Annotated in this window: 21 protein-coding genes and 1 tRNA gene; 11 read left to right on the top strand and 11 right to left on the bottom strand. The window is 34.5% G+C overall.

Annotated features, from left to right (window positions below; translation table 11 throughout):
* The first annotated feature begins 4 nt into the window (after positions 1-4).
* The 3 genes from U6A24_RS20570 to U6A24_RS20580 all read left to right on the top strand — a co-directional run bounded on the left by U6A24_RS20570 (position 5) and on the right by U6A24_RS20580 (position 3,685).
* Complete coding sequence (locus U6A24_RS20570) at positions 5-607, top strand: type 1 periplasmic binding fold superfamily protein (RefSeq protein ID WP_324181900.1); 603 nt, start codon at positions 5-7, stop codon at positions 605-607.
* Positions 608-1,931: 1,324 nt separating this feature from the next.
* On the top strand, positions 1,932-2,774 hold the full coding sequence (locus U6A24_RS20575) for a M57 family metalloprotease (RefSeq protein WP_324181901.1): 843 nt from the start codon (positions 1,932-1,934) through the stop codon (positions 2,772-2,774).
* A 122-nt stretch (positions 2,775-2,896) separates the two neighbouring features.
* Positions 2,897-3,685 carry a M57 family metalloprotease gene (locus U6A24_RS20580; RefSeq protein WP_324181902.1) on the top strand — a complete coding sequence of 263 codons (789 nt, stop codon included), beginning with the start codon at positions 2,897-2,899 and terminating at the stop codon, positions 3,683-3,685.
* Between the two features lie 114 nt (positions 3,686-3,799).
* Here the strand turns inward: U6A24_RS20580 and U6A24_RS20585 are convergent, their stop codons facing one another.
* The 4 genes from U6A24_RS20585 to U6A24_RS20600 all read right to left on the bottom strand — a co-directional run bounded on the left by U6A24_RS20585 (position 3,800) and on the right by U6A24_RS20600 (position 5,416).
* Positions 3,800-3,988, bottom strand: coding sequence for a hypothetical protein (locus tag U6A24_RS20585; RefSeq protein ID WP_324181903.1), 189 nt, complete (start codon positions 3,986-3,988; stop codon positions 3,800-3,802).
* A gap of 31 nt (positions 3,989-4,019) precedes the next feature.
* The gene (locus U6A24_RS20590; protein ID WP_324181904.1) at positions 4,020-4,214 is read right to left on the bottom strand and encodes a hypothetical protein; all 195 of its coding nucleotides are present in this window, start codon (positions 4,212-4,214) and stop codon (positions 4,020-4,022) included.
* A 320-nt stretch (positions 4,215-4,534) separates the two neighbouring features.
* A tRNA-Ala gene (locus tag U6A24_RS20595) sits at positions 4,535-4,608 on the bottom strand.
* Positions 4,609-4,615: 7 nt separating this feature from the next.
* Positions 4,616-5,416 (bottom strand): universal stress protein, encoded by an 801-nt coding sequence (locus U6A24_RS20600; RefSeq protein WP_324181905.1) that lies wholly within the window; start codon positions 5,414-5,416, stop codon positions 4,616-4,618.
* A gap of 181 nt (positions 5,417-5,597) precedes the next feature.
* Between U6A24_RS20600 and U6A24_RS20605 the strand changes: the two genes are divergently transcribed.
* The 8 genes from U6A24_RS20605 (at position 5,598) to U6A24_RS20640 (ending at position 12,822) form a co-directional block, all read left to right on the top strand.
* Positions 5,598-5,984: a GNAT family N-acetyltransferase gene (locus U6A24_RS20605; RefSeq protein WP_324181906.1), complete on the top strand. Its 387-nt coding sequence runs from the start codon at positions 5,598-5,600 to the stop codon at positions 5,982-5,984.
* Between the two features lie 107 nt (positions 5,985-6,091).
* Positions 6,092-7,426 carry an MATE family efflux transporter gene (locus tag U6A24_RS20610; RefSeq protein WP_324181907.1) on the top strand — a complete coding sequence of 445 codons (1,335 nt, stop codon included), beginning with the start codon at positions 6,092-6,094 and terminating at the stop codon, positions 7,424-7,426.
* A gap of 422 nt (positions 7,427-7,848) precedes the next feature.
* Entirely contained in the window at positions 7,849-8,616 is a 768-nt protein-coding gene (locus U6A24_RS20615; protein ID WP_324181939.1) for an enoyl-CoA hydratase/isomerase family protein, read from the top strand.
* Positions 8,617-8,721: 105 nt separating this feature from the next.
* A complete protein-coding gene (locus U6A24_RS20620; protein WP_324181908.1) occupies positions 8,722-9,546 on the top strand; it encodes a LytR/AlgR family response regulator transcription factor in 825 nt (274 codons plus the stop codon).
* Positions 9,547-9,650: 104 nt separating this feature from the next.
* Positions 9,651-10,253: a hypothetical protein gene (locus U6A24_RS20625; protein WP_324181909.1), complete on the top strand. Its 603-nt coding sequence runs from the start codon at positions 9,651-9,653 to the stop codon at positions 10,251-10,253.
* A 160-nt stretch (positions 10,254-10,413) separates the two neighbouring features.
* Positions 10,414-11,445 carry a serine hydrolase domain-containing protein gene (locus U6A24_RS20630; RefSeq protein ID WP_324181910.1) on the top strand — a complete coding sequence of 344 codons (1,032 nt, stop codon included), beginning with the start codon at positions 10,414-10,416 and terminating at the stop codon, positions 11,443-11,445.
* Between the two features lie 121 nt (positions 11,446-11,566).
* Positions 11,567-12,019, top strand: a complete 453-nt coding sequence (locus U6A24_RS20635; protein ID WP_324181911.1) for a 6-pyruvoyl trahydropterin synthase family protein — start codon at positions 11,567-11,569, stop codon at positions 12,017-12,019.
* 44 nt (positions 12,020-12,063) lie between these two features.
* On the top strand, positions 12,064-12,822 hold the full coding sequence (locus U6A24_RS20640) for a UDP-2,3-diacylglucosamine diphosphatase (protein ID WP_324181912.1): 759 nt from the start codon (positions 12,064-12,066) through the stop codon (positions 12,820-12,822).
* Here U6A24_RS20640 and U6A24_RS20645 read toward each other — a convergent pair.
* The 7 genes from U6A24_RS20645 to U6A24_RS20675 form a co-directional block, all read right to left on the bottom strand.
* Positions 12,819-13,787: an ABC transporter ATP-binding protein gene (locus U6A24_RS20645; protein WP_324181913.1), complete on the bottom strand. Its 969-nt coding sequence runs from the start codon at positions 13,785-13,787 to the stop codon at positions 12,819-12,821. The two genes, U6A24_RS20640 and U6A24_RS20645, sit on opposite strands and share 4 nt — an antisense overlap.
* A 91-nt stretch (positions 13,788-13,878) precedes the next feature.
* Positions 13,879-16,047, bottom strand: a complete 2,169-nt coding sequence (locus tag U6A24_RS20650; protein WP_324181914.1) for a prolyl oligopeptidase family serine peptidase — start codon at positions 16,045-16,047, stop codon at positions 13,879-13,881.
* Positions 16,048-16,253: 206 nt separating this feature from the next.
* Positions 16,254-16,622 (bottom strand): DoxX family membrane protein, encoded by a 369-nt coding sequence (locus tag U6A24_RS20655; protein ID WP_324181915.1) that lies wholly within the window; start codon positions 16,620-16,622, stop codon positions 16,254-16,256.
* A gap of 151 nt (positions 16,623-16,773) precedes the next feature.
* Positions 16,774-17,766 (bottom strand): aspartate-semialdehyde dehydrogenase, encoded by a 993-nt coding sequence (locus U6A24_RS20660; protein ID WP_324181916.1) that lies wholly within the window; start codon positions 17,764-17,766, stop codon positions 16,774-16,776.
* Between the two features lie 230 nt (positions 17,767-17,996).
* Positions 17,997-18,416, bottom strand: coding sequence for a large conductance mechanosensitive channel protein MscL (gene mscL / locus U6A24_RS20665; protein ID WP_324181917.1), 420 nt, complete (start codon positions 18,414-18,416; stop codon positions 17,997-17,999).
* 101 nt (positions 18,417-18,517) lie between these two features.
* A complete protein-coding gene (gene alr / locus U6A24_RS20670; RefSeq protein WP_324181918.1) occupies positions 18,518-19,630 on the bottom strand; it encodes an alanine racemase in 1,113 nt (370 codons plus the stop codon).
* Complete coding sequence (locus U6A24_RS20675; RefSeq protein WP_324181919.1) at positions 19,623-20,261, bottom strand: thymidine kinase; 639 nt, start codon at positions 20,259-20,261, stop codon at positions 19,623-19,625. Before U6A24_RS20675 ends, alr begins: the two co-directional genes overlap by 8 nt.
* Between the last annotated feature and the right edge of the window lie 90 nt (positions 20,262-20,351).

Genomic DNA, 20,351 nt, shown 5'->3' on the forward strand with positions numbered 1-20,351 from the left:
AACAATGATGAACTTACGTAAATTTTTAGCCGTGTTTTTTTTAGGCGCTCTTGTATTGACTTCTTGCTCTGATGATGATGATAATCCTGATCCAGGTACCGAAGAAGAGGTAATTACAACAATGACCGTTACATTAACTGATGGAACAGATCCAGTAGTACTTAACTTTTTTGATGCAGATGGAGAAAATGGACCTATAGATCCTGTTCCTACTGTTACAGGGGTTTTTAAAGCAAATACAACGTATGAAGGAACGATATTATTATTAAATACGACTGAGGACCCTACAGAAATTGTAAATGAAGAGATAGAAGCAGAGGCAGATGAGCATCAATTCTTCTATTTAACTGAAGACTTAGGAATAACAATTGCATATGATGATATGGAGTCTGATTATGTGAATTCAGAAGGAGTTGCCTTTACATCTGAAAACCCTGTAGGAATCGATTTTACATTAACTACTTCTAATGATACAGGTAATGGGCAATTAAGAATTGTATTAAGACATGAACTAAGCAAGGATGCTGCTGGAGTATCTGATGGAGATATTACTAATGCAGGAGGATCTCCAGATATCGATTGGACATTTAACATATCGGTAGAATAAACGATAAACAAGTTTTTGTTGAAACTTCATTTTTGAATATTTAAGTTGAGTTTTGTGTATTAAATACATATAATGAGTTTCAATGTGTAGTTACCCTCAGATTTATTCTGAGGGTTTTTTTATTCATATTTTATAAAAATTTATAGTGACTTGGTATAAATTTTGATGATTTTACAATAAAATAATATTCATATTGTGAATTTCATGTAAAAACCATTGAGAATATGATAATAAAAGCATGTTAAAGGCAATAGGAATTATAGCAAAAATTGATTTTCAATACGTTAAATACAATGTTTTTACGAGGATATTATGACATCGTTAAATGTGGATTATCATCAATATTCTCATAGAATATTTAATAGATAGAAGTTATATTCGCAGCATTAAACCAGCCAAATAAACAATACAATTGAAACTATCATAATTAGTATAAGTTGAGTTTGTGTTAAATACAATTAAGTTTCAATTTAGACCCCCAGAAGTAGTTAGCTGGGGGTTGTTTTTTTATAACAAAAAAGTCCTGTTGGGGAGCAGGACTTCTTATTTGTAAGGGACACTCTAATTTTTTTGAAAAAAAACCTCAGTTGCAACAACGCCTTACAAAAGAGGTTTTTTAAACAAAATGTACTATAATAAGGGTGAATTTAATTTTTTAACTAAAAGAATTAAGCGTTATATACTGGCTAATCATAAAATATGTTAGAAACAAGCAATAGGATATAATAAAAACCCCTCCAAGTAACATTTTATCTTTCAACATTTTTTTAACTATATGCATAAACAAGTTGTATTTAATGACTTTGTATTAATAAAACAACTAAGTATTAAAAATTCCTTTATTAAATCTATGTTTTTTTTAAGTAATTGAAAACAAATAACATAGAGTGCTGTTTTGAGTTGTGGCTTTGTCGCCAAAGAACATACATGGTAAACCCTTTTTGGATATAGGATGTTTACCCAGAAGATAGTGAGTTAATTAACCCTTTTTTAAAGAGGTATTAAACGGAGATTTTTTTCTAAATACTTGATATTCATGTATTTGTGTTGTTTTTAATATTTTTAAGAGGCTTTAAGTATTTTTTAAGAAATTGATATTAAATACCTTTGAATCAAATCAATAGAGCAAATTATTTCATTGGTTTGATACTCCACTCTAGGGATTAGAATCCCACAATAGTTTATAGCATCATTAAGATATAACCGTCTATAATGGAAGAAACAAAAAATGAAGAATAGGATTTGTTTCAAATGAGAATGATCACATAAATAGATTGTAGGTTTCGACACGCAAAAATTCTTATTCTTAAAAACCAAAAACAAAATGAAAAAACTCAAAGTATTTGCGCTTTGCGCAGTGATCGCAGGATTAGTTATGTCCTGCCAGAAGGATGAGGGTGCCAGTGAGACACCGCAGGAAGAGGTAGCTGCTCAACCAACCAAAGCACAACTAATCAAGTTGTCTAATATGGGAATAAATACCGATGATGTTAAGATTGAAAAAATACCTATGGTCGATGGTTCTTTCGAGAAACATTTAGTTTCAGGTGATATTACAATTCCGGTAGCAGATTTAGAAAAATTTGCAGATTTAGAAACATTAGAAAATGGGGATAAACAATTTCGCACAACAAACATTGTTGCGCCACAGTATCGAAATATCAGAATTTTGGGATATACAGGAGGCAGCTTTGCACTTACACCAAAGATGCAAACGGCACTATCCTGGGCAGTTTTCAATTACAATGTGCTACCAAATACTCTTAATTTTACACTTACATATGGTACCAATACCGCAGCTGCAGATATTGTAGTATATAAAGTCAATGGCAATGCTGGTGGATCTGCTGGATTTCCATACAATAATGGTAGACCATATAAATGGGTACGAATTAATTCGGGGACAGATGCTTTGTCTACCAACGTAAATGAGCACGTGATTGGACACGAAATAGGACATTGTATAGGATTTAGACACCAAGACTGGTACAACCGTCAAAGTTGTGGTCAAAACGTTAACGAAGGCGATGCCGGTGTAGGGGCTATTTGGGTTTTTGGAACGCCATTTTTATCAACAGAAGATTCGATCATGCTAGCTTGTTTTGGAGCGAATGAAGATGGAGAGTTGACAGATTCAGATAAGAATGCACTAAACATTCTGTATTAGAAAATGGTTAGAAAAAAGAAAGGATCCCCATAGCTTGCTTCGGGGATCCTTTCTTAAAAAAAAGCAAAACCATCACATAAATTTCAAAACAACAAATACATTATTCTTAAAACGTATATAAAATGGAAAAACTAAAACTTGTAGTTTTTTGCATTATCGCAATAGCTTTGGCTTCTTCTTGCAATAAAGGGGAAATCAATAAAGAAATTCCGCAGCAACAAAAAATTGAACCTACCCAAGAACAAATCGATAAATTATCTGCTTTGAATATTGATATCAAAGATGTGTCAATCGAAGAAATTCCAATGATAGACGGTTCTTTCGAGAAACACTTGGTTTCTGGAGATATTACTATTTCTGTTGCAGATTTGGAAAAATATAATGTAAAAGAACCTGTACAATATCAAAATAAACAATTCAGAGCCCCTTACATTGTGGCACCTCCATTTAGAAATATTAGAATATTGGGATATACTGGCAGTGGTTTTGCGCTAACTTCAAAAATGCAGACGGCACTATCGTGGGCAGTTAATAATTATAATGCGCTGCCCAATACTCTTAATTTTATACTTTCTTATGGAACCGATGTTGCGGCTGCAGATATCGTGGTTTATAAAGTAAACAATAGTACAGCTGGAGGGCAAGCAGGGTTTCCATCATCCAATGGTAGACCTTATAAGTGGTTAAGAATTAATTCGGGTACCGATGCTTTTAGTACCAATGTAAACGAACATGTGATTGGCCACGAGATAGGACATGCTGTAGGATTAACACATCCAGGTTCTGGGATCTGGATACCAGGTACACCCATTGCAGTAACAGAGCCTTCTATTATGCAACCTTCTTTTTCAGCTACTGTGGATGGAGAGCTAACACCATCGGATAGGCTGGCTTTAAATATATTGTATTAGATTGTAAAGAAGCATCATAATTTGATTATGATGCTTCTTTTGATTTGTCGACTATTTGAGTTAAGATTAAGAAAAAAACAAACAACTATAGGTGCATTTTAAGATAATCAATTATTAAAGAATACCACTGCAGTGCTTAGCTGCTGAAAGTCTGGCGGCAATAAGAGCAGAATCACTTAAGTCATTGTGTCTCACGATCATATCAAGTGTTCTACAATACTCAACGACATCGACTCCTCCATTAATAAATTTTAATTCTGTTTTAGAGATTTTAAATTGTTGAAGATTTTTTAAATTATTCATGACTTTAATTTTGAAATTGTTTACCCTAATTTTATTCTCTATTACGACAGTTGTGTTCAGGATCCAAAGTTTCTTCACACACAGGCATCAACCATGGGTTTCCGTCTCTCTGTGCTGTTTGCATACACCTGTTTACATAATCGCAAATATCCCCATCACCGGCATTAATTGTTTTTAACTGATGGTATGGAATTTTGAAAAATTGAAAATCTTTTAAGTTCTTCATAAATTTTGTATTAAGAGATTAATTTACTGAAATTAAAGAATGGTAATGAATCGAAAGTTATTATGTTAAAAGAACCTTCTTACTGGCAATTCTCTGGACTATATGATTAAATACGTGTTTTTTAAACTCAAATGTATTTAAATCAAAGGTAATTATTGGTATAAATTAATCTAAAAAAAGTGCCGAAACTCAGTAAAAGCGGGACGAAAAAAGAAAATCTAGGGATATAGAAATTTTTCTTAAAATAGATAATTTTCAGTGCAAATTGCATGTAAATAAAAAGAGTTATAAAACACTTTTTATAACTCTTTAATAATTAGTGGAGAAGATGGGACTCGAACCCACGACCTCTTGACTGCCAGTCAAGCACTCTAGCCAGCTGAGCTACATCCCCATATTTTTTAATCAGATCCTCGCAATATAAGTAGCGGAATCCTACTTTCAAAATCTCTTTTAAGAATCGTATTCTCTTCCCAAAGTTTGGCAAAAAAACCACGTTTACGTCTGAAAACACATAACAAATCCGGATGATTTGCATTAAGGTGTTCTAGAACTCCCTGAAACAAAGTAGCATTCTCTGAAGATTTATAAGACGAAATTATAGTTTCTAAATCTTTTTGAATTTCAGAATCTCCTGGCAAAAAATCGGTAGTTTTTACCTGTAGCAACTTCATTTGAGCACCAAATGTAGTCAAAATTTCTTTTATGGGAGCCAAAGCATTTTTCTTTTTTATGCTGCCCGATTTAATAGCCATGAGAACCTTATTTATAGGTGCAAATCTATAGTTTTCGGGAACTATTAATATGGGTATCTCTGTCTTCTTTACTAAGCTTCCAGAGGTTTCACCAAGAAAATATGGATCTTTTATACCACCATTTTCTGGACCCAGAACGATTAAATTGATAGCGTTTTCCAAATTAAATTTTGGGATAGCTTCTAATAACTCTCCTTCTAGTGGCAGCGCTACTACTTCTACTCCTTTTTTATCCAATTCAGATAATTGCTCTTCAATAGAAGAGGCCGTTATTTGTTTTAGAGTTTTATTAACCGTTGGGAGGCTGCCGGACCTTGGCAGCTCCTTGAAAACCTGAGTGACATAAACTGTTCCTCCGAGTTCTTTGGCCAAGTTTATAGCATATTCGACCCTATTTAAAGTAATTGAGTTTTCTGATAATCCCAAAGGAACAAGTATATTCTTCATTCCGTTAATTTGATTTGTGATGTAGTCAGCAAAATTACGATTTTATACCAATTGGTAATTAAAATACATGAAAAGATAAAGGGTCCCTATATCTTAAAGTTTCATTAAATATATAACCTAATGTATTCAGAGATTATTTTCTGCTTCATAAAGTTAGTATTTTTGGCCTTTGCAAAAAAGTATGATTAGAAAAGCGTTGTTTTCAGACATATCATCTGTCCATAAATTAACAAAGGCTTGTGGTGCAGCTATGATCGCAAAAGGGATTTATCAATGGAACGAACATTATCCTACATTAGATCGTTTTCAAAAAGATATAGAACTACGGGAATTATTCGTGCTTGATGAGGTTAAAATAAAAGGTATTATTGTACTTACAGAAATTGTAGACGAAGAATATATACCAGTAAAATGGTTAACCGAAAACAAGAATAATCTTTATGTACACCGTTTGGCAGTGGATCCTGAATATTGGGGGCAGGGATATGCGCAGCAATTAATGAATTTTGCAGAAAATCATGCAAGAAATAATCAATATGCTTCGGTTCGGTTGGATACTTTTAGTTAAAATAAACGCAATCAAAAATTTTATGAAACCAGGGGATACAAAAGGCTTGGAAGCATATATTTTCCAAAACAAAGTAAGGATCCTTTTTATTGCTATGAGCTTGTTTTATGAGTAGTATTATAAGTTTTAAAAATATAAACCGCCTGGCGGTTCCTGCAATCATTTCTGGGATTGCCGAACCTATATTATCGGCAACCGATACGGCTGTGGTGGGTAATATTCCAATTATCGGAACAGAATCTCTAGCAGCTGTTGGGATTGTAGGTTCGTTTTTGTCGATGCTTATTTGGGTTTTGGCACAAACAAGAGCCGCTATATCGGCCATCATTTCTCAATATTTAGGTGCGGGAAAATTGGACGAAATCAAAACATTACCAGCGCAAGCTATTCTTTTTAACATTGGATTGAGTATTACTATTCTTATCGCTACGGTACCTTTTATCAAGGAAATCTTTATGTTACTAAAAGCCGAAGGCCAGGTTCTAGAGTATTGTATATCATATTATAGTATTCGAGTATGGGGGTTTCCATTATCACTTTTTGTGTTTGCCATTTTCGGAATTTTTAGAGGACTGCAAAACACATTTTGGCCCATGATAATTGCTTTGATAGGTGTTTTTGCAAATATCGCTCTTGATTTTGCTCTTGTCTATGGAATAAAAGGAGTTGTCGATCCGATGAATTTAGAAGGTGCTGCCTGGGCAAGTCTCATTTCTCAGGTTATAATGGCCATATTATCGTTGATTCTATTACTCAAAAAAACAGATGTATCTCTTCGTCTTAAAGAAATGTGGCACCCAGAAATGAAACGATTTTTAGTAATGAGCGGAAATCTTTTTATTCGATCTTTGGCACTTAATACTACGTTAATGCTAGCGGTACGAGAGGCTACAAGCTTGGGGACAAATTATATTGCAGCTCATAGTATCGCCATACAGTTATGGTTATTTTTTGCATTTTTTATTGATGGATATGGAGGAGCAGGAAATATTTTGGGAGGAAGATTATTAGGTGCAAAGGAGTATACTACTTTGGTGGCAATGTCTAAAAAAGTGACACTATACGGGGTCATTGTTGCATGCATGCTAGCGGGTATAGGGTTGTTTTTTTCTGAAACGCTGGGACTTATTTTTTCTAAAGATCCTGAAGTATTAAAAGTCTTTACAGGTTTCTTTTTTATTGTTGTTATTATGTTGCCCATTAATGCTCTTGCATTTGTTGGTGACGGTATTTTCAAGGGATTGGGAGAAACAGGGTATCTGCGCAATGTCCTTTTGGGATCAACATTCTTAGGATTTTTACCCACATTATTAATTGCTCGTTATTTTAATTGGCAATTGCACGGAGTTTGGATCGCTATTTCAGTTTGGATGTTTATAAGAGGTATTTCCCTGGTAATTAAGTTCAAACAAAAATACGTTTCCTTAGCTTTATCTCGTTAGTGCTTTTACAGTTATCAAAAGGGTTAACAAATACAAAGAACCCATGATAATTTCTAATCGATATTTTTCAAAAATTCTTTTAACCATATTTCAAAGATAAAAGGTGTTAAGACATTATAAAATACGTATAACCACGTATTTATAAGCAAATTTGGGCAGTTGTTTTAAGAGCTATTAATTATTTCTATTATAAAACAAATAGAATAAGCATGGTATAAAAAACCATTAAAAGCACCCCAATTTTTAATCTGTGTTTTTCGAAGAATTGTTCTAACATATGTTAAATATAAACCAAGTTCGTTGGTTATCATATAAAATAGACTTAGTAGTTATTATTAGTTTTTAACATAAAATGAACAAATTAGGATCTAGAAATAAACATTAATTAAGATATTAACTATTTTTATGCGGAAAAATCAATAATAATGACATTAAGAACCAACGGAAGTTTATATGTAAATACTCAAAATAATGTTGCAACTATAGAGTTTGGGCATCCTGCTAGTAATTCATTTCCTTCAGAATTATTAGATCGTTTAACAAAAGCATTTGTTAAATTATCTGTTGATAACTCTGTGCATGTTATCATTTTAAAATCAGAAGGTGATCGTGCCTTTTGTGCAGGAGCTTCTTTTGATGAGCTACTTTCAATAGCTAACCATAAAGAAGGTAAAAAGTTCTTTTCGGGCTTTGCCAATGTAATCAATGCAATGCGAAATTGTACAAAACCAGTTATTGGAAGAATACAGGGCAAAACAGTGGGTGGCGGTGTAGGTTTGGCTTCGGCTTGTGATTATTGCCTGGCTACCGAGGCGGCTTCTGTTAAGTTAAGTGAATTAAGTATAGGTATCGGTCCTTTTGTAATAGAACCAGCTGTATCTAGAAAGATTGGATTGGCAGCTTTTGAATCGTTGGCGTGGGATGCATCACAGTGGAAAAACGCGTATTGGGCAAAGGAAAAAGGGCTTTATACACGAGTATTTCCAACTATTGAAGAACTGGATAAAGAGGTAGCGTTTTTTGCAGAAAAACTGGCAGGCTACAATCCAAAAGCATTACAACAAATGAAAAAGGCAACATGGCAAGGTACAGATCATTGGGGAGAACTTTTGTTGGAGCGAGCAACCATTTCTGGAGAACTAGTATTGTCTGAATTCACAAAAAATGCTCTGGCAAAATTCAAAAAATAAATTTGCTCACGCTGCATAAACATGGTACCTTTTTAGACTCAATGATTAGCATATAACAACAAGTTTTACGATTTATAAAAAGTATACTTTAGTTTTAAATGAGCCATGTTATTTCTAAGAAAAGATTCGCGATATTACCCTGATATTCCATTATTTCTTATACTGATTCCTTTTATCAGTGCCTTTAACTATTATCTAACCTATACCAACATAAAACTCAACGGTTTTTTAGCGCTTACCTTTACTTTAGATACCTTAACAGGATACGTGGGTTGGTTAGGGGCTCGTAAAGCTATTCTGTATCTTGATAAAAGCTTACCTTATAGTAAAGGAATTCCGAAACGTATCATCATTCAGTTTCTTTTAACAACCCTAATTGGACTTTTTATAATAAGTGCCTTTACAGAAATAATAAGTCTTATTGCCAGAGGAAGAATGGCTCCTTCAAGTTTTTATACCCACGATCTTTTTATTATTAGCATTTGGTTCTTTGTGATTAATGCCATTTATATTATGCTCTATTATTATAAAAAATGGCAACGAACTGAAGCTGAGATAACGCAAGAAAAACAAATTAAAATTGAAGGCTTTGTGATACGTGTTGGTAAAAAAGATTTAAAATTTTCTTATGATGAACTCGTTGGTTTTTACGTGGATTCTGACTATGTAATAGCTTGTCATGCTAATGGTAACACCTATTATCTAGACACTTCACTTGACAAAATAGAAGAAAAACTCCCTACAGATTTTTACTTTAGACTTAATCGTAAATATCTTGTTCATCGCAATTTAATGAACGGGTTTAAACGAGTTGAAAATGGGAAACTTTTGGTGTTTTTAAATTTACCATATTCATCAATTCCAAATGAAATTCCTGTTAGCCGAGCAAAAGCTCCAGCGTTTAAAAGTTGGTTTTGGCCAAATTCATAACATTTAAAATGTAAAATCAATACCATTCACCGGAAAAGTGAATGAAACACACATTTTACAACGATTACTTCTGATAATTTTATCTGAGATCTAAAAATCTCAGTATGAAAAATAAACATATTATTATCGGGTTACTATGTTGTGTACTGTGTGCAGGATATTCTCAAGGTGATTCCACACAAAGTTATCGCAATTTTCCTTTGATTATTACGCTTCAGTTTCACTCTTTTTCTATGCCTTTTAAGAATATTAAATCTAATTTTTCAAATATTGGAATAGGAATAGGAACTGAAGTTAGTTATAACAAGAAATCAAGTGGTGTACAGCAGCTTCATCTTTTATGGTATCGAAACAAAAACATGGGGAATGGTCTCATGGTGTATTCGCAAGCCGTTTGGCGACCCGCAATAGGTTCAAATGGCTACACAGAACTAAAACTAGGAGCGGGATATCTTTTGTCCAAAAGGCCTTCAGAATCATATATACAAAATAACAGTGAATGGATTTCGGTAGGTAAAAAAGCCAAAGGCATGTTCATAATACCAATTGGTCTGTCGGTAGGATATGAAAACGAAAATGAAGAAACATATGTCTCACCATTTGCGAGTTATCAATTTCTTGTGGCAAGTAGTTATAATAAGAGTATTCCTGTAGTACCATATACCTTAATACAACTAGGTAGCAGAATTCATTTTGAAGACCAATAGCTTTAATATCCACAATCAATATCCTATGAAAATGTATCAAAATCGTATTTTTTTTTCCGCTTTATATTTTTTAGTAATCTCTATATATGCACAAAGCCCTAATTACTGCGAAAACCCACCAGAACTCAACCATAATTATTCAAAAAAAGAAGCTGTACAAATGGCATTAGATTTGCTTGTAAAAGAAGGAATTCCCGGTACAAGTTTAGCTGTTCTTTCAGAAGAGGGTTGGTTTATGGCTAACTCTGGATTGGCAAATATTGAGGAAAAAACACCTGTGCAATTCTGTCATTTACAATATCTACAAAGTATTGCTAAAACGTACATGGCAGTAGCAGTTTTGAAATTATATGAACAGGGAAAAATAGACCTAGATGACCCTATCACAAAATATTTACCTTCTTCTATTAGTAATCATCTCGCTAAATCTGACAAAATAAGTGTTCGTATGCTTTTAAATCATACTTCAGGTCTTGCAGAGTATAATTTTAATCCCAATTATATAACCAAACTATTTCAAGATCCAGAACATATTTTTGAACCTGAAGATTACATAAAATACATACATGGCAAACCACTCGATTTTCCTGTAGGAAGTAAATACTCTTATCGAAATACAAACTATGTATTGCTGGCGATAATAGTAAACAAAATTACAGGAGATCATACTGCATTTATTCGAGAAGTTGTTTTTAGGCCTTTGCAACTTGAGCATACCTACTATCCTCTTGTAGTTAATCAACTTGGTAATGATCAATTGGTTTCTGCTTATTGGGATCGCCATAGCCAGGGTATTATAGAAAATGTTTCAAAAATACAGCAAAACAATGTAGCCAATATGGTGGGAGATGATGGTATTGTGACTACTCCTGTTGAAGCTATAATATTCCTTAAAGGATTGATGGAAGGTAAATTAATAAACAAAACTACTTTACAAGAAATGTTACAATGGGCAAAGAGAAAAGATGGTACACCAGCATATGGATTGGGTATTGCCTATAGTAGTATCAATGGTTTTAAGTCATACGGACATACAGGGGGCGGTATTGGTGCAGGATCAGAACTAAGATATTTTCCTGACAAAGGGGTATACATGTTTGTGGGAATAAATTTAGGTACCGTTACCGAGAGCCCTTTGCACAAAGGTATTGCACCTGCCAGAGATCAACTTTTTAAAGCAATATTAGAATAGAAAGATGAATAGGTGTGCATAAAAACGTATCGATATTTGGGTCATAGCAGCTTATTACAGATTTTGAAGTAAATAGAATGTAATCTTTGTGTAACTTTGCAAAAAATTATAAAGTAGAAGGATGAGTAAGATTCGCATCACCAAACGATTTTCTTTTGAGACTGCCCATGCCTTATATGGTTACGACGGGAAATGTAGAAATGTACATGGGCATAGTTATAAATTAAGCGTTACCGTGATTGGAAATCCGATCACAGATACATCCAATGTAAAATGGGGTATGGTAATCGATTTTGGAGACCTGAAAAAAATCGTAAAAGAAGATATTGAGGATGTCTTCGATCATGCCACAATATTTAATAAAAACACGCCCCATCTAGAGTTGGCTAGAGAATTAGAAACTAGAGGACATGACGTGATTTTGGTAGATTACCAGCCAACCAGTGAGAATATGGTAATCGATTTTGCTGAAAGGATAAAAAAGAGACTTCCCGATACTATTGAACTACATTCACTAAAACTTCAGGAAACAGAAACTGCATATGCAGAGTGGTATGCTTCAGACAACCAATAGTAACCTTATAATGCTTTTCTTATATTTACATTAAACAGAAATTTATGAACCTTCCTGAAGGGAAAAAAATATATTTTGCCAGTGATAATCACCTGGGAGCTCCAAGTAATGAGCAAAGTTTTCCTAGGGAGCAGAAGTTTGTAAGATGGCTTGATGAGGTTAAAAAAGACGCTGCAGCAATTTTTTTACTCGGTGATCTTTTTGATTTCTGGTTCGAATATAAGACTGTGGTACCCAAAGGATTTACAAGAACATTAGGGAAACTTGCAGAAATTACCGATTCAGGGATTCCTGTCTACTATTTTGTAGGGAATCATGACCTTTGGATGAACGGTTATTTTGAGGAAGAGCTTAATATTCCCGTATACCATAAGCCAAAAGAATTTATATTTAACGAGACTACTTTTTTTATTGGCCATGGTGATGGCCTGGGACCCGGTGACAAAGGTTATAAGCGCATGAAAAAAGTATTTACAAATCCTTTGGCAAAGTGGTTGTATCGATGGTTGCATCCGGATCTTGGTGTAAAATTAGCTCAGTATCTCTCTGTCAAAAATAAACTGATTTCGGGAGATGAAGATGTAACATTTTTAGGCGAAGAAAACGAATGGCTTGTACAATATTGCAAAAGAAAACTAGAAGATAAGCACAGAGATCATTTTGTGTTTGGACATAGACATTTGCCTATGGAAATCAAATTAAATGACAACTCCCGATATACTAATTTGGGAGATTGGATCATTCATTATACATATGCCGTATTTGATGGAAAAAAGATGAGTCTGGAAAAGTTCGAAGGCTAACTTTTTAGTCTTTTTTGAATAATTTCATCAGAAATTGAAATGTTCACAACCTCTGGTGCTATTAAATTCGCATTGTGATCAAAGAATATAATAGTATTGTCAAAAACAGCCTCAATTAAATAATGACCTCCGTTGAAATAAGAATTTTTTACCCGTGCTTTTATTGAAGAAGTAGGATCTACTTTTAGCTCATGAGGATAGACCAAGATCTCATGATGGTCATCATAGCCTAATGCCGAAAGATTAATCTGGTTTACTTCACCAAAGAGCGAAGCAATATAATAATCTGGAGGGTTTTGATAGAGGTGTTCTGTTTTTTGTTGAGTTACAATCTCTCCTTGTTTAATCACAATAGTCTCATCGGCAAACGAAAGAATATCTGTTTTGTCGTGAGTTGCGGTAATACTTGTGATTTTATTGCGTTTTAGATATCTAAAGAGGTTTCGCCGCAAAGAACTTCTTCTGAAATTATCAATATTGTGAAATGGTTCGTCTAGTAACAATAATTCCGGTCTTTTGGCCAGTGCTTTGGCAAGAGCTACTCTTTGTTTTTGTCCACCACTTAGATTTTCGACCTTGGTATCGGCAAAATCAGCCATCTCAACAATTTCGAGCAATTCTTGCACTCGCCCCTTTTTTAACTCGGGTTCAAAATTGGAAAGATACTGACCAATGTTTTCAGTTACTGTAGTATACGCCTGGAGTTCAAATCCCTGGGAAAGGTATTTCATATTTTCTTCTCCTGGAACTAAATTGTAAAGAGGTCCTAGTAGTTTTTTGTTGTCCCAAGACAACTCGCCTTGTTCAATATGCAGCAAACCATAGATAATTTTGAGCAAAGTGCTTTTTCCACAACCACTGGCACCGATCAATGCAATATGTTGCCCTTTTTCAATAGTAAAACTTACGTTTTTTAAAACGGGTTTTGTGTCATAGGCGAAAGATATATTATCTACAGTAAGCATTTCTCAAATATATTGAACTTTTAATGAGTTCAATAAAAAAATCCGTCTCTTTTTACAGAAACGGATTCTTCATTTTTTTAGATGAAAAGATTTATCCTTTTACTTCGGTATTAACTTTCTCTGGTAATACTTCATATCCCATATTAAATAGGGTAAACCCAAAGATATCGGCATATTGTTCGATAGTTTTGCTTACTGGTGTTCCTGCACCATGCCCGGCATTGGTTTCTATTCGAATTAAAGTCGGATTTTGACCTGATTGCTTGGCCTGTAGCTCTGCTGCAAATTTAAACGAATGGGCCGGAACTACTCGATCATCATGATCACCTGTGGTTACCAGGGTAGCTGGATATTGTACGCCTTCTTTTACGTTATGTACAGGAGAATATCCTTTTATATAATCAAACATTTCTTTGCTTTCTTCAGATGTTCCGTAGTCATAGGCCCATCCTGCACCGGCAGTAAAGGTATGGTAACGTAGCATATCAAGTACCCCAACAGCGGGTAATGCAACCTTCATAAGATCTGGTCGTTGTGTCATTGTTGCTCCTACGAGTAAGCCTCCGTTAGAACCTCCTCGTATAGCAAGATAATCAGAGGACGTATATTTGTTTTCAATAAGAAATTCTGCAGCAGCGATAAAATCGTCGAAAACATTTTGTTTTTGCATTTTGGTACCGGCAACATGCCATTTTTTACCATATTCTCCTCCACCCCTTAGATTAGGAACTGCATAAACACCGCCTTGCTCCATCCATACGGCATTTGCAACGCTAAATGACGGGGTAAGACTAATGTTAAAACCACCATATCCATAAAGAATTGTTGGGTTTTTGCTATTAAGTTCAATTCCTTTTTTATGAGTGATGATCATCGGCACTTTGGTACCGTCTTTTGAAGTATAGAATACTTGTTTACTTTCATAATTATCAGGATTGAAATCTATTTTTGATTTACTATATAATTCTGAAGCTCCTTCAGCAATATTTAGCTTATAAATTGTCGTTGGGGTTTTATAATTAGCAAAAGAATAATACAATTCTTTTTCTTCTTTTTTGCTCGAAAAACCATTTGCACTACCAATACCTGGAAGCCTAACTTCTCGAATTAATTTTCCATCGTAGTCATATTGAAAAACTTTGGATACCGCATCAACCATATACTCTGCAAAGAAATAACCTCCTCCGGTTCCTGGGCTTAGTACGTTTTCGGTTTCTGGGATAAAATCTTTCCAATTTTCTGGAGTAGGGTTAGACGCATCTACAGTAACAATTTTTTGGTTAGGAGCATCTAGATTAGTAACCAGATACAGTTTGGATCCAACATTGTCTATGATATAAGTGTCGCTGTCTGTATGATCTAGAATAGTGATAAGCTTACCACTGGGGTTTGATAAGTCTTTTATGAATAATTTATTTCCTGATGTAGAAGTACTGGCTGATATAATTAGATAGCGATTATCTTCAGTTACTCCACCATAAACGTAACGATGTTTTTCTGCATCAGTTCCACCAAAGATTAGAACATCCTCTTTCTGAGAAGTTCCTAATTTATGGTAATATACTTTATGTTGGTCTGTTTTGGCAGAAAGCTCGCTTCCTTTTGGCTTGTCATAGCTAGAGTAATAAAATCCATCATTCCCTTTCCAGGACATACCAGAAAACTTTACATCTACAATAGTGTCCCCAACAATTTCTTGTGTTTCAGTATTTTTTACAATTACTTTTCGCCAATCGCTACCACCTTCAGAAATTGAATAGGCTACTAATTTTCCATCTTTGGAAAAATTTATTCCCCCTAAAGAAGTAGTGCCATCTTCACTAAATGTATTTGGATCCAAAAAAACCTTGGGTTCATCTCCTTCATTCTTAAATCTATAGAGTACATATTGATTTTGAAGCCCGTCATTTTTATAAAAATAAGTGTAATCACCTTCTTTAAAGGGAGCACTTACTTTTTCATAATTCCATAGATTAGATAAACGGTCTTTTAATTGTGATCTAAAAGGGATTTTTTCGAGATATCCAAAGGTAGTTTTATTTTGAGTGGTAACCCATTGTTCAGTTTCTTCACTTCGATCATCCTCTAACCATCGATAAGGATCTTTTACTTGTGTTCCAAAATAAGTATCTACAGTATCAACTTTTTTAGTTTCTGGATAGTTCAATGCAATGTTAGTTTTATTAGTTTGTTCTTTGGTTTCATTTTTACAGGCTATGATTAAGAACATGATACATAGTCCCAAAAGCGTTTTTTTCATAATACTACTCGTTAGAATATTTCACAAATCTATCAAAAGATGTTAGGGTAAATGCTAAATAAAGCATAAAAAAGACTGCCCTTATTTATATCCAATGAAGAAAAAATGGGGTTTTCTTCGTGTTACTTTGGGGTTTAGTAACAAACTTGTAGGATAATTACCTAAGGACAGTCAGAATTTTCTGAAAGAAACAAAAAATTTTGGACTTAGAAAAGTGTTTTATAACTATCCCAGTGTTTAAATATTAAGAAAGTGTTTAAAAGAAAGACCAATATTGCAGGTCCTATTCCCATAGGATCCAGAGTTAGATGAAACAAAACAATATTGACAGATATTGGAGCCAATAAAATCAAGGCAAATGGTACCGACTTGTTGATAACCAGCAAAAATCCGGCTATTACTTCGATAAGGCCAACAGTTTTTAAAACATAACTACTTGCCAACGCACCAAAAAATGTTCCTGCGTCTGGATTTGCGAATTCGATTGCTGGTAAAAAGTTAATAAACTTGTTGACTCCAAAAACAATTAAAATTATACCTAATATTATTCTTAAAACTAAAATTAACTTGTTCATTATTTCTATTTTTTGTGATTACATTGAATGTATTAGAGGGAAAAAGGATAATAACCTTACAAGAATTAGTTTTGCAAAGAGAAGGATGGAAATAAAAAACCCTTGCTATCATTAGAGATAACAAGGGTTCTGGTTATTTAGTTTATAGTTGTTAGCCTATAAGGTTATGCTCTACTAAATATTCTCCTATTTGTACAGCATTGGTGGCGGCTCCTTTGCGCAGGTTGTCTGCCACGATCCACATATTGAGGGCATTTTCTCTAGAGTGATCTCTTCGAATTCTACCTACAAACACATCATTTTTTCCTTCGGCATATATCGGCATTGGGTAAGTATTGGTATCTGGATTATCCTGCACCGTTACCCCTGGCATTTGATTTAAAAGAGTTCTTACATCACTTTCAACATATTCACTGGCAAACTCAAGATTTACACTTTCACTATGTCCTCCAACCACTGGAATGCGAATTGCGGTAGCCGTAACTGCAATTGTACGATCATCAAGAATTTTTTGAGTTTCATTTACCAATTTCATCTCTTCTTTGGTATATCCGTTTTCTTGAAAAACATCACAATGCGGGATGGCATTTCGATGAATCGGGTACGGATACGCCATTTCTCCCTTTTCGCCGGCATATTCATTTTCTAGTTGTTGTACTGCTTTTACACCAGTTCCTGTGATAGACTGGTATGTAGAAACAACTACACGTTTTATTTTATATTTTTCATGTAATGGCCCGAGTGCTAAAACCATTTGTATTGTAGAGCAATTGGGGTTTGCTATGATTTTATCTTCCTTGGTAAGTGCTTTTGCATTAATTTCTGGTACAACAAGTTTTTTTGAAGGGTCCATTCTCCATGCCGAAGAATTATCAATAACTGTTATTCCAGCTTCAGCGAATTTTGGAGCCCACTCAAGCGAGGTACTTCCACCAGCGGAAAACAAAGCAACGTCTGGCTTCATTTCTATTGCGGTAGCAAGACCAACCACGGTATAGTCATTTCCTTTATATGAAATCTTTTTCCCTACAGATCTTTCTGAAGCAACAGGAATCAGTTCAGAAACCGGAAAATTTCTTTCTTCTAATACTTTTAACATTACGGTTCCTACCAGCCCGGTAGCACCTACAACAGCTACTTTCATGTATTTTACTTTTTCATTTTCATGTATGCAAAAATCGCATAAACTCTTTTAAATTCCAGCAAATGTGAGGAATATTTCCAATATGACAAGTGTTTATACAAAAAATGTAAAAATTCATATATATTTGTTAAATATTTAACTTTCTGTAAAAAAGAACCGCCCAATGTAGGACGGTTTAGTTAGAATATATAGTATAGCGGTAGCTATAGATAAATCACTATAAGTTAAAATTATTGCTTCTTAAGCAAATCTCTAATTTCTGCCAACAATTCTTCTTGAGTAGGTCCAGCTGGTGCCGCAGGAGCTTCTTCTTCCTTTTTCTTAGTTTTTTCATAGCTCTTTAATAAGATGAAAATGAAAAGACCAACAATAATAAAATCGATGGTAGCTTGTATAAGGTTTCCATATGTTATTGCTGCAGCTCCTGCTTCTTTAGCGGCTTCGAGATTGGCATATTCTCCTCCATCAAGAGCAATAAACTTTTGCGTAAAGTCTGTTCCACCTGTAATTACACCAACTACTGGCATAATAATATCTGCTACAAAAGAACCTACAATTTTGTTAAAAGCTCCACCAATTACCACGGCGGTACCTAGGCTAACAATATCTCCCTTCATTAAGAAGGATTTGAAATCTTTAAAAAATCCCATACTATGTATATTTAGATGATTAGTTTACGTCTAATTTAACAAAAAATTAGAGACTTTGATAGAAAATATAATTGCAGATGTAATTAAGTTATCGATGAAAATCAATTTTCTTCGATAACTGTACGTTTTACACGTGGTGATACCGCCGTGAGAAGCTCATATGAAATTGTACCCGAGAATTCAGCTATTTTGGCTGCATTCGAATTTGCATCAAAAATAATGACTTCATCTCCTTCTTTACAATCAATATTCGTGATATCTACCATGATCATATCCATGCAGACATTGCCAAGGATATAAGCCCGTTGATTATTTATGATTACAAACCCCTTTTTATTACCGTATTGTCTACTGATTCCATCGGCGTGGCCAATAGGAACGGTGGCAGTTTTGATAAAATCGGTTGCCTTAAAAGCACGATTGTATCCTACCGATTCTCCTGGTTCAAGCCTATGGATCTGTGAAATAATTGATTTTAGAGAAGCAACAGGTTTTAATTCTTTGTCAAATTTTGCGTCATTACCATAGCCATAAAGACCAATACCCGTGCGGACCATATCAAAATGCGCTTCGCGGTAGTTAAGAATACCCGAAGTGTTTGATTGATGCATTATTGGAGTGTATCCCAATTTTTGTATCAATTCTTTGGATGTTTTTTTGAAGGAATTGATTTGATGTATTGTAAATTCCTTTTCATTTGGGTCCTCACTAGCTGCGAGATGCGAAAGTAATGAAACGATTTTTACAGTATTTGTTGCATTAAGTTGATTGATAATATAATCTACATCATTTTCCCAAAAACCAATACGATTTAGTCCTGTATTAAATTTAATGTGAATGGGATAATTTTGTTCGCCCAACAAGGATGCGATCTTAATAAATTCTCGCAATGTTCTGGAACTATATAGACTAGGCTCTAATTTATATTCTATTAACTTCGGAAAATTAACTGGTTGGGGGTGCAATACTAAAATAGGAATCTTTACCCCTGCTTCACGAAGAATAACACCTTCAGAGGCATATGCCACGGCAAAATAATCAGCACCAATTTTTTCGAGGTGTTTGGCTATAATCGCAGCGTCACTTCCGTAACCAGAAGCTTTTACCACTGCCAACATCTTTACATGATCTGCAATCTTACTTTTGAGATAATTAAAATTATGGGTAAGATGAGCTAGATTGATTTCTAATACGGTCTCTTTTGTACTACTCATCAGAATTCTTAGATATTTCTTGAGGATCTTTAACATCCATTTTGTTAACCTTTTCTTTGAGCATGGCTTTATAATAGGCTGCTCTACTCAAAGGCTCATATTCTTCGGTTTCACCTAATAAAACGAGGTCATCTTTTCTGGATTTCCTATAGCTAAATTGCGCTAGGTTTCCTGTTCGAGTGCAAACGGCATGTACTTTGGTCACATATTCTGCGGTAGCCATAAGTGCTGGCATGGGACCAAAGGGGTTACCTTTGAAATCCATATCCAATCCGGCCACGATTACCCTAATTCCTTTGTTAGCAAGGTCATTACAAACAGCTACAATTTCGTCATCAAAAAATTGAGCTTCATCGATCCCAACCACATCACAAGTATCGGCAAGAATCCGAATATTGGCAGCAGCAGGGACAGGGGTAGATCGAATTTCGTTGGCGTCATGCGAAACTACCATCTCATCATCATACCGCACATCGATGGCGGGCTTGAATATTTCTACTTTTTGTTTGGCAAATTGTGCACGCTTTAATCGACGAATCAATTCTTCGGTTTTCCCCGAAAACATTGAACCACAGATTACCTCTATCCACCCAAATTGCTCCTTATGATTTACTGTATTTTCGAGAAACATTTTGTATTTTTCAGAATCAATTAAAAGAAGTCCCTTCTCCTTTTGCTAAAGATGGGGTAAATTTATTAAAAAACAAAAAGCAGTATTACA

Origin of the sequence: Aquimarina gracilis (genome assembly GCF_035285365.1) — a bacterium.
Classification (GTDB): Bacteria; Bacteroidota; Bacteroidia; order Flavobacteriales; family Flavobacteriaceae; genus Aquimarina; species Aquimarina gracilis.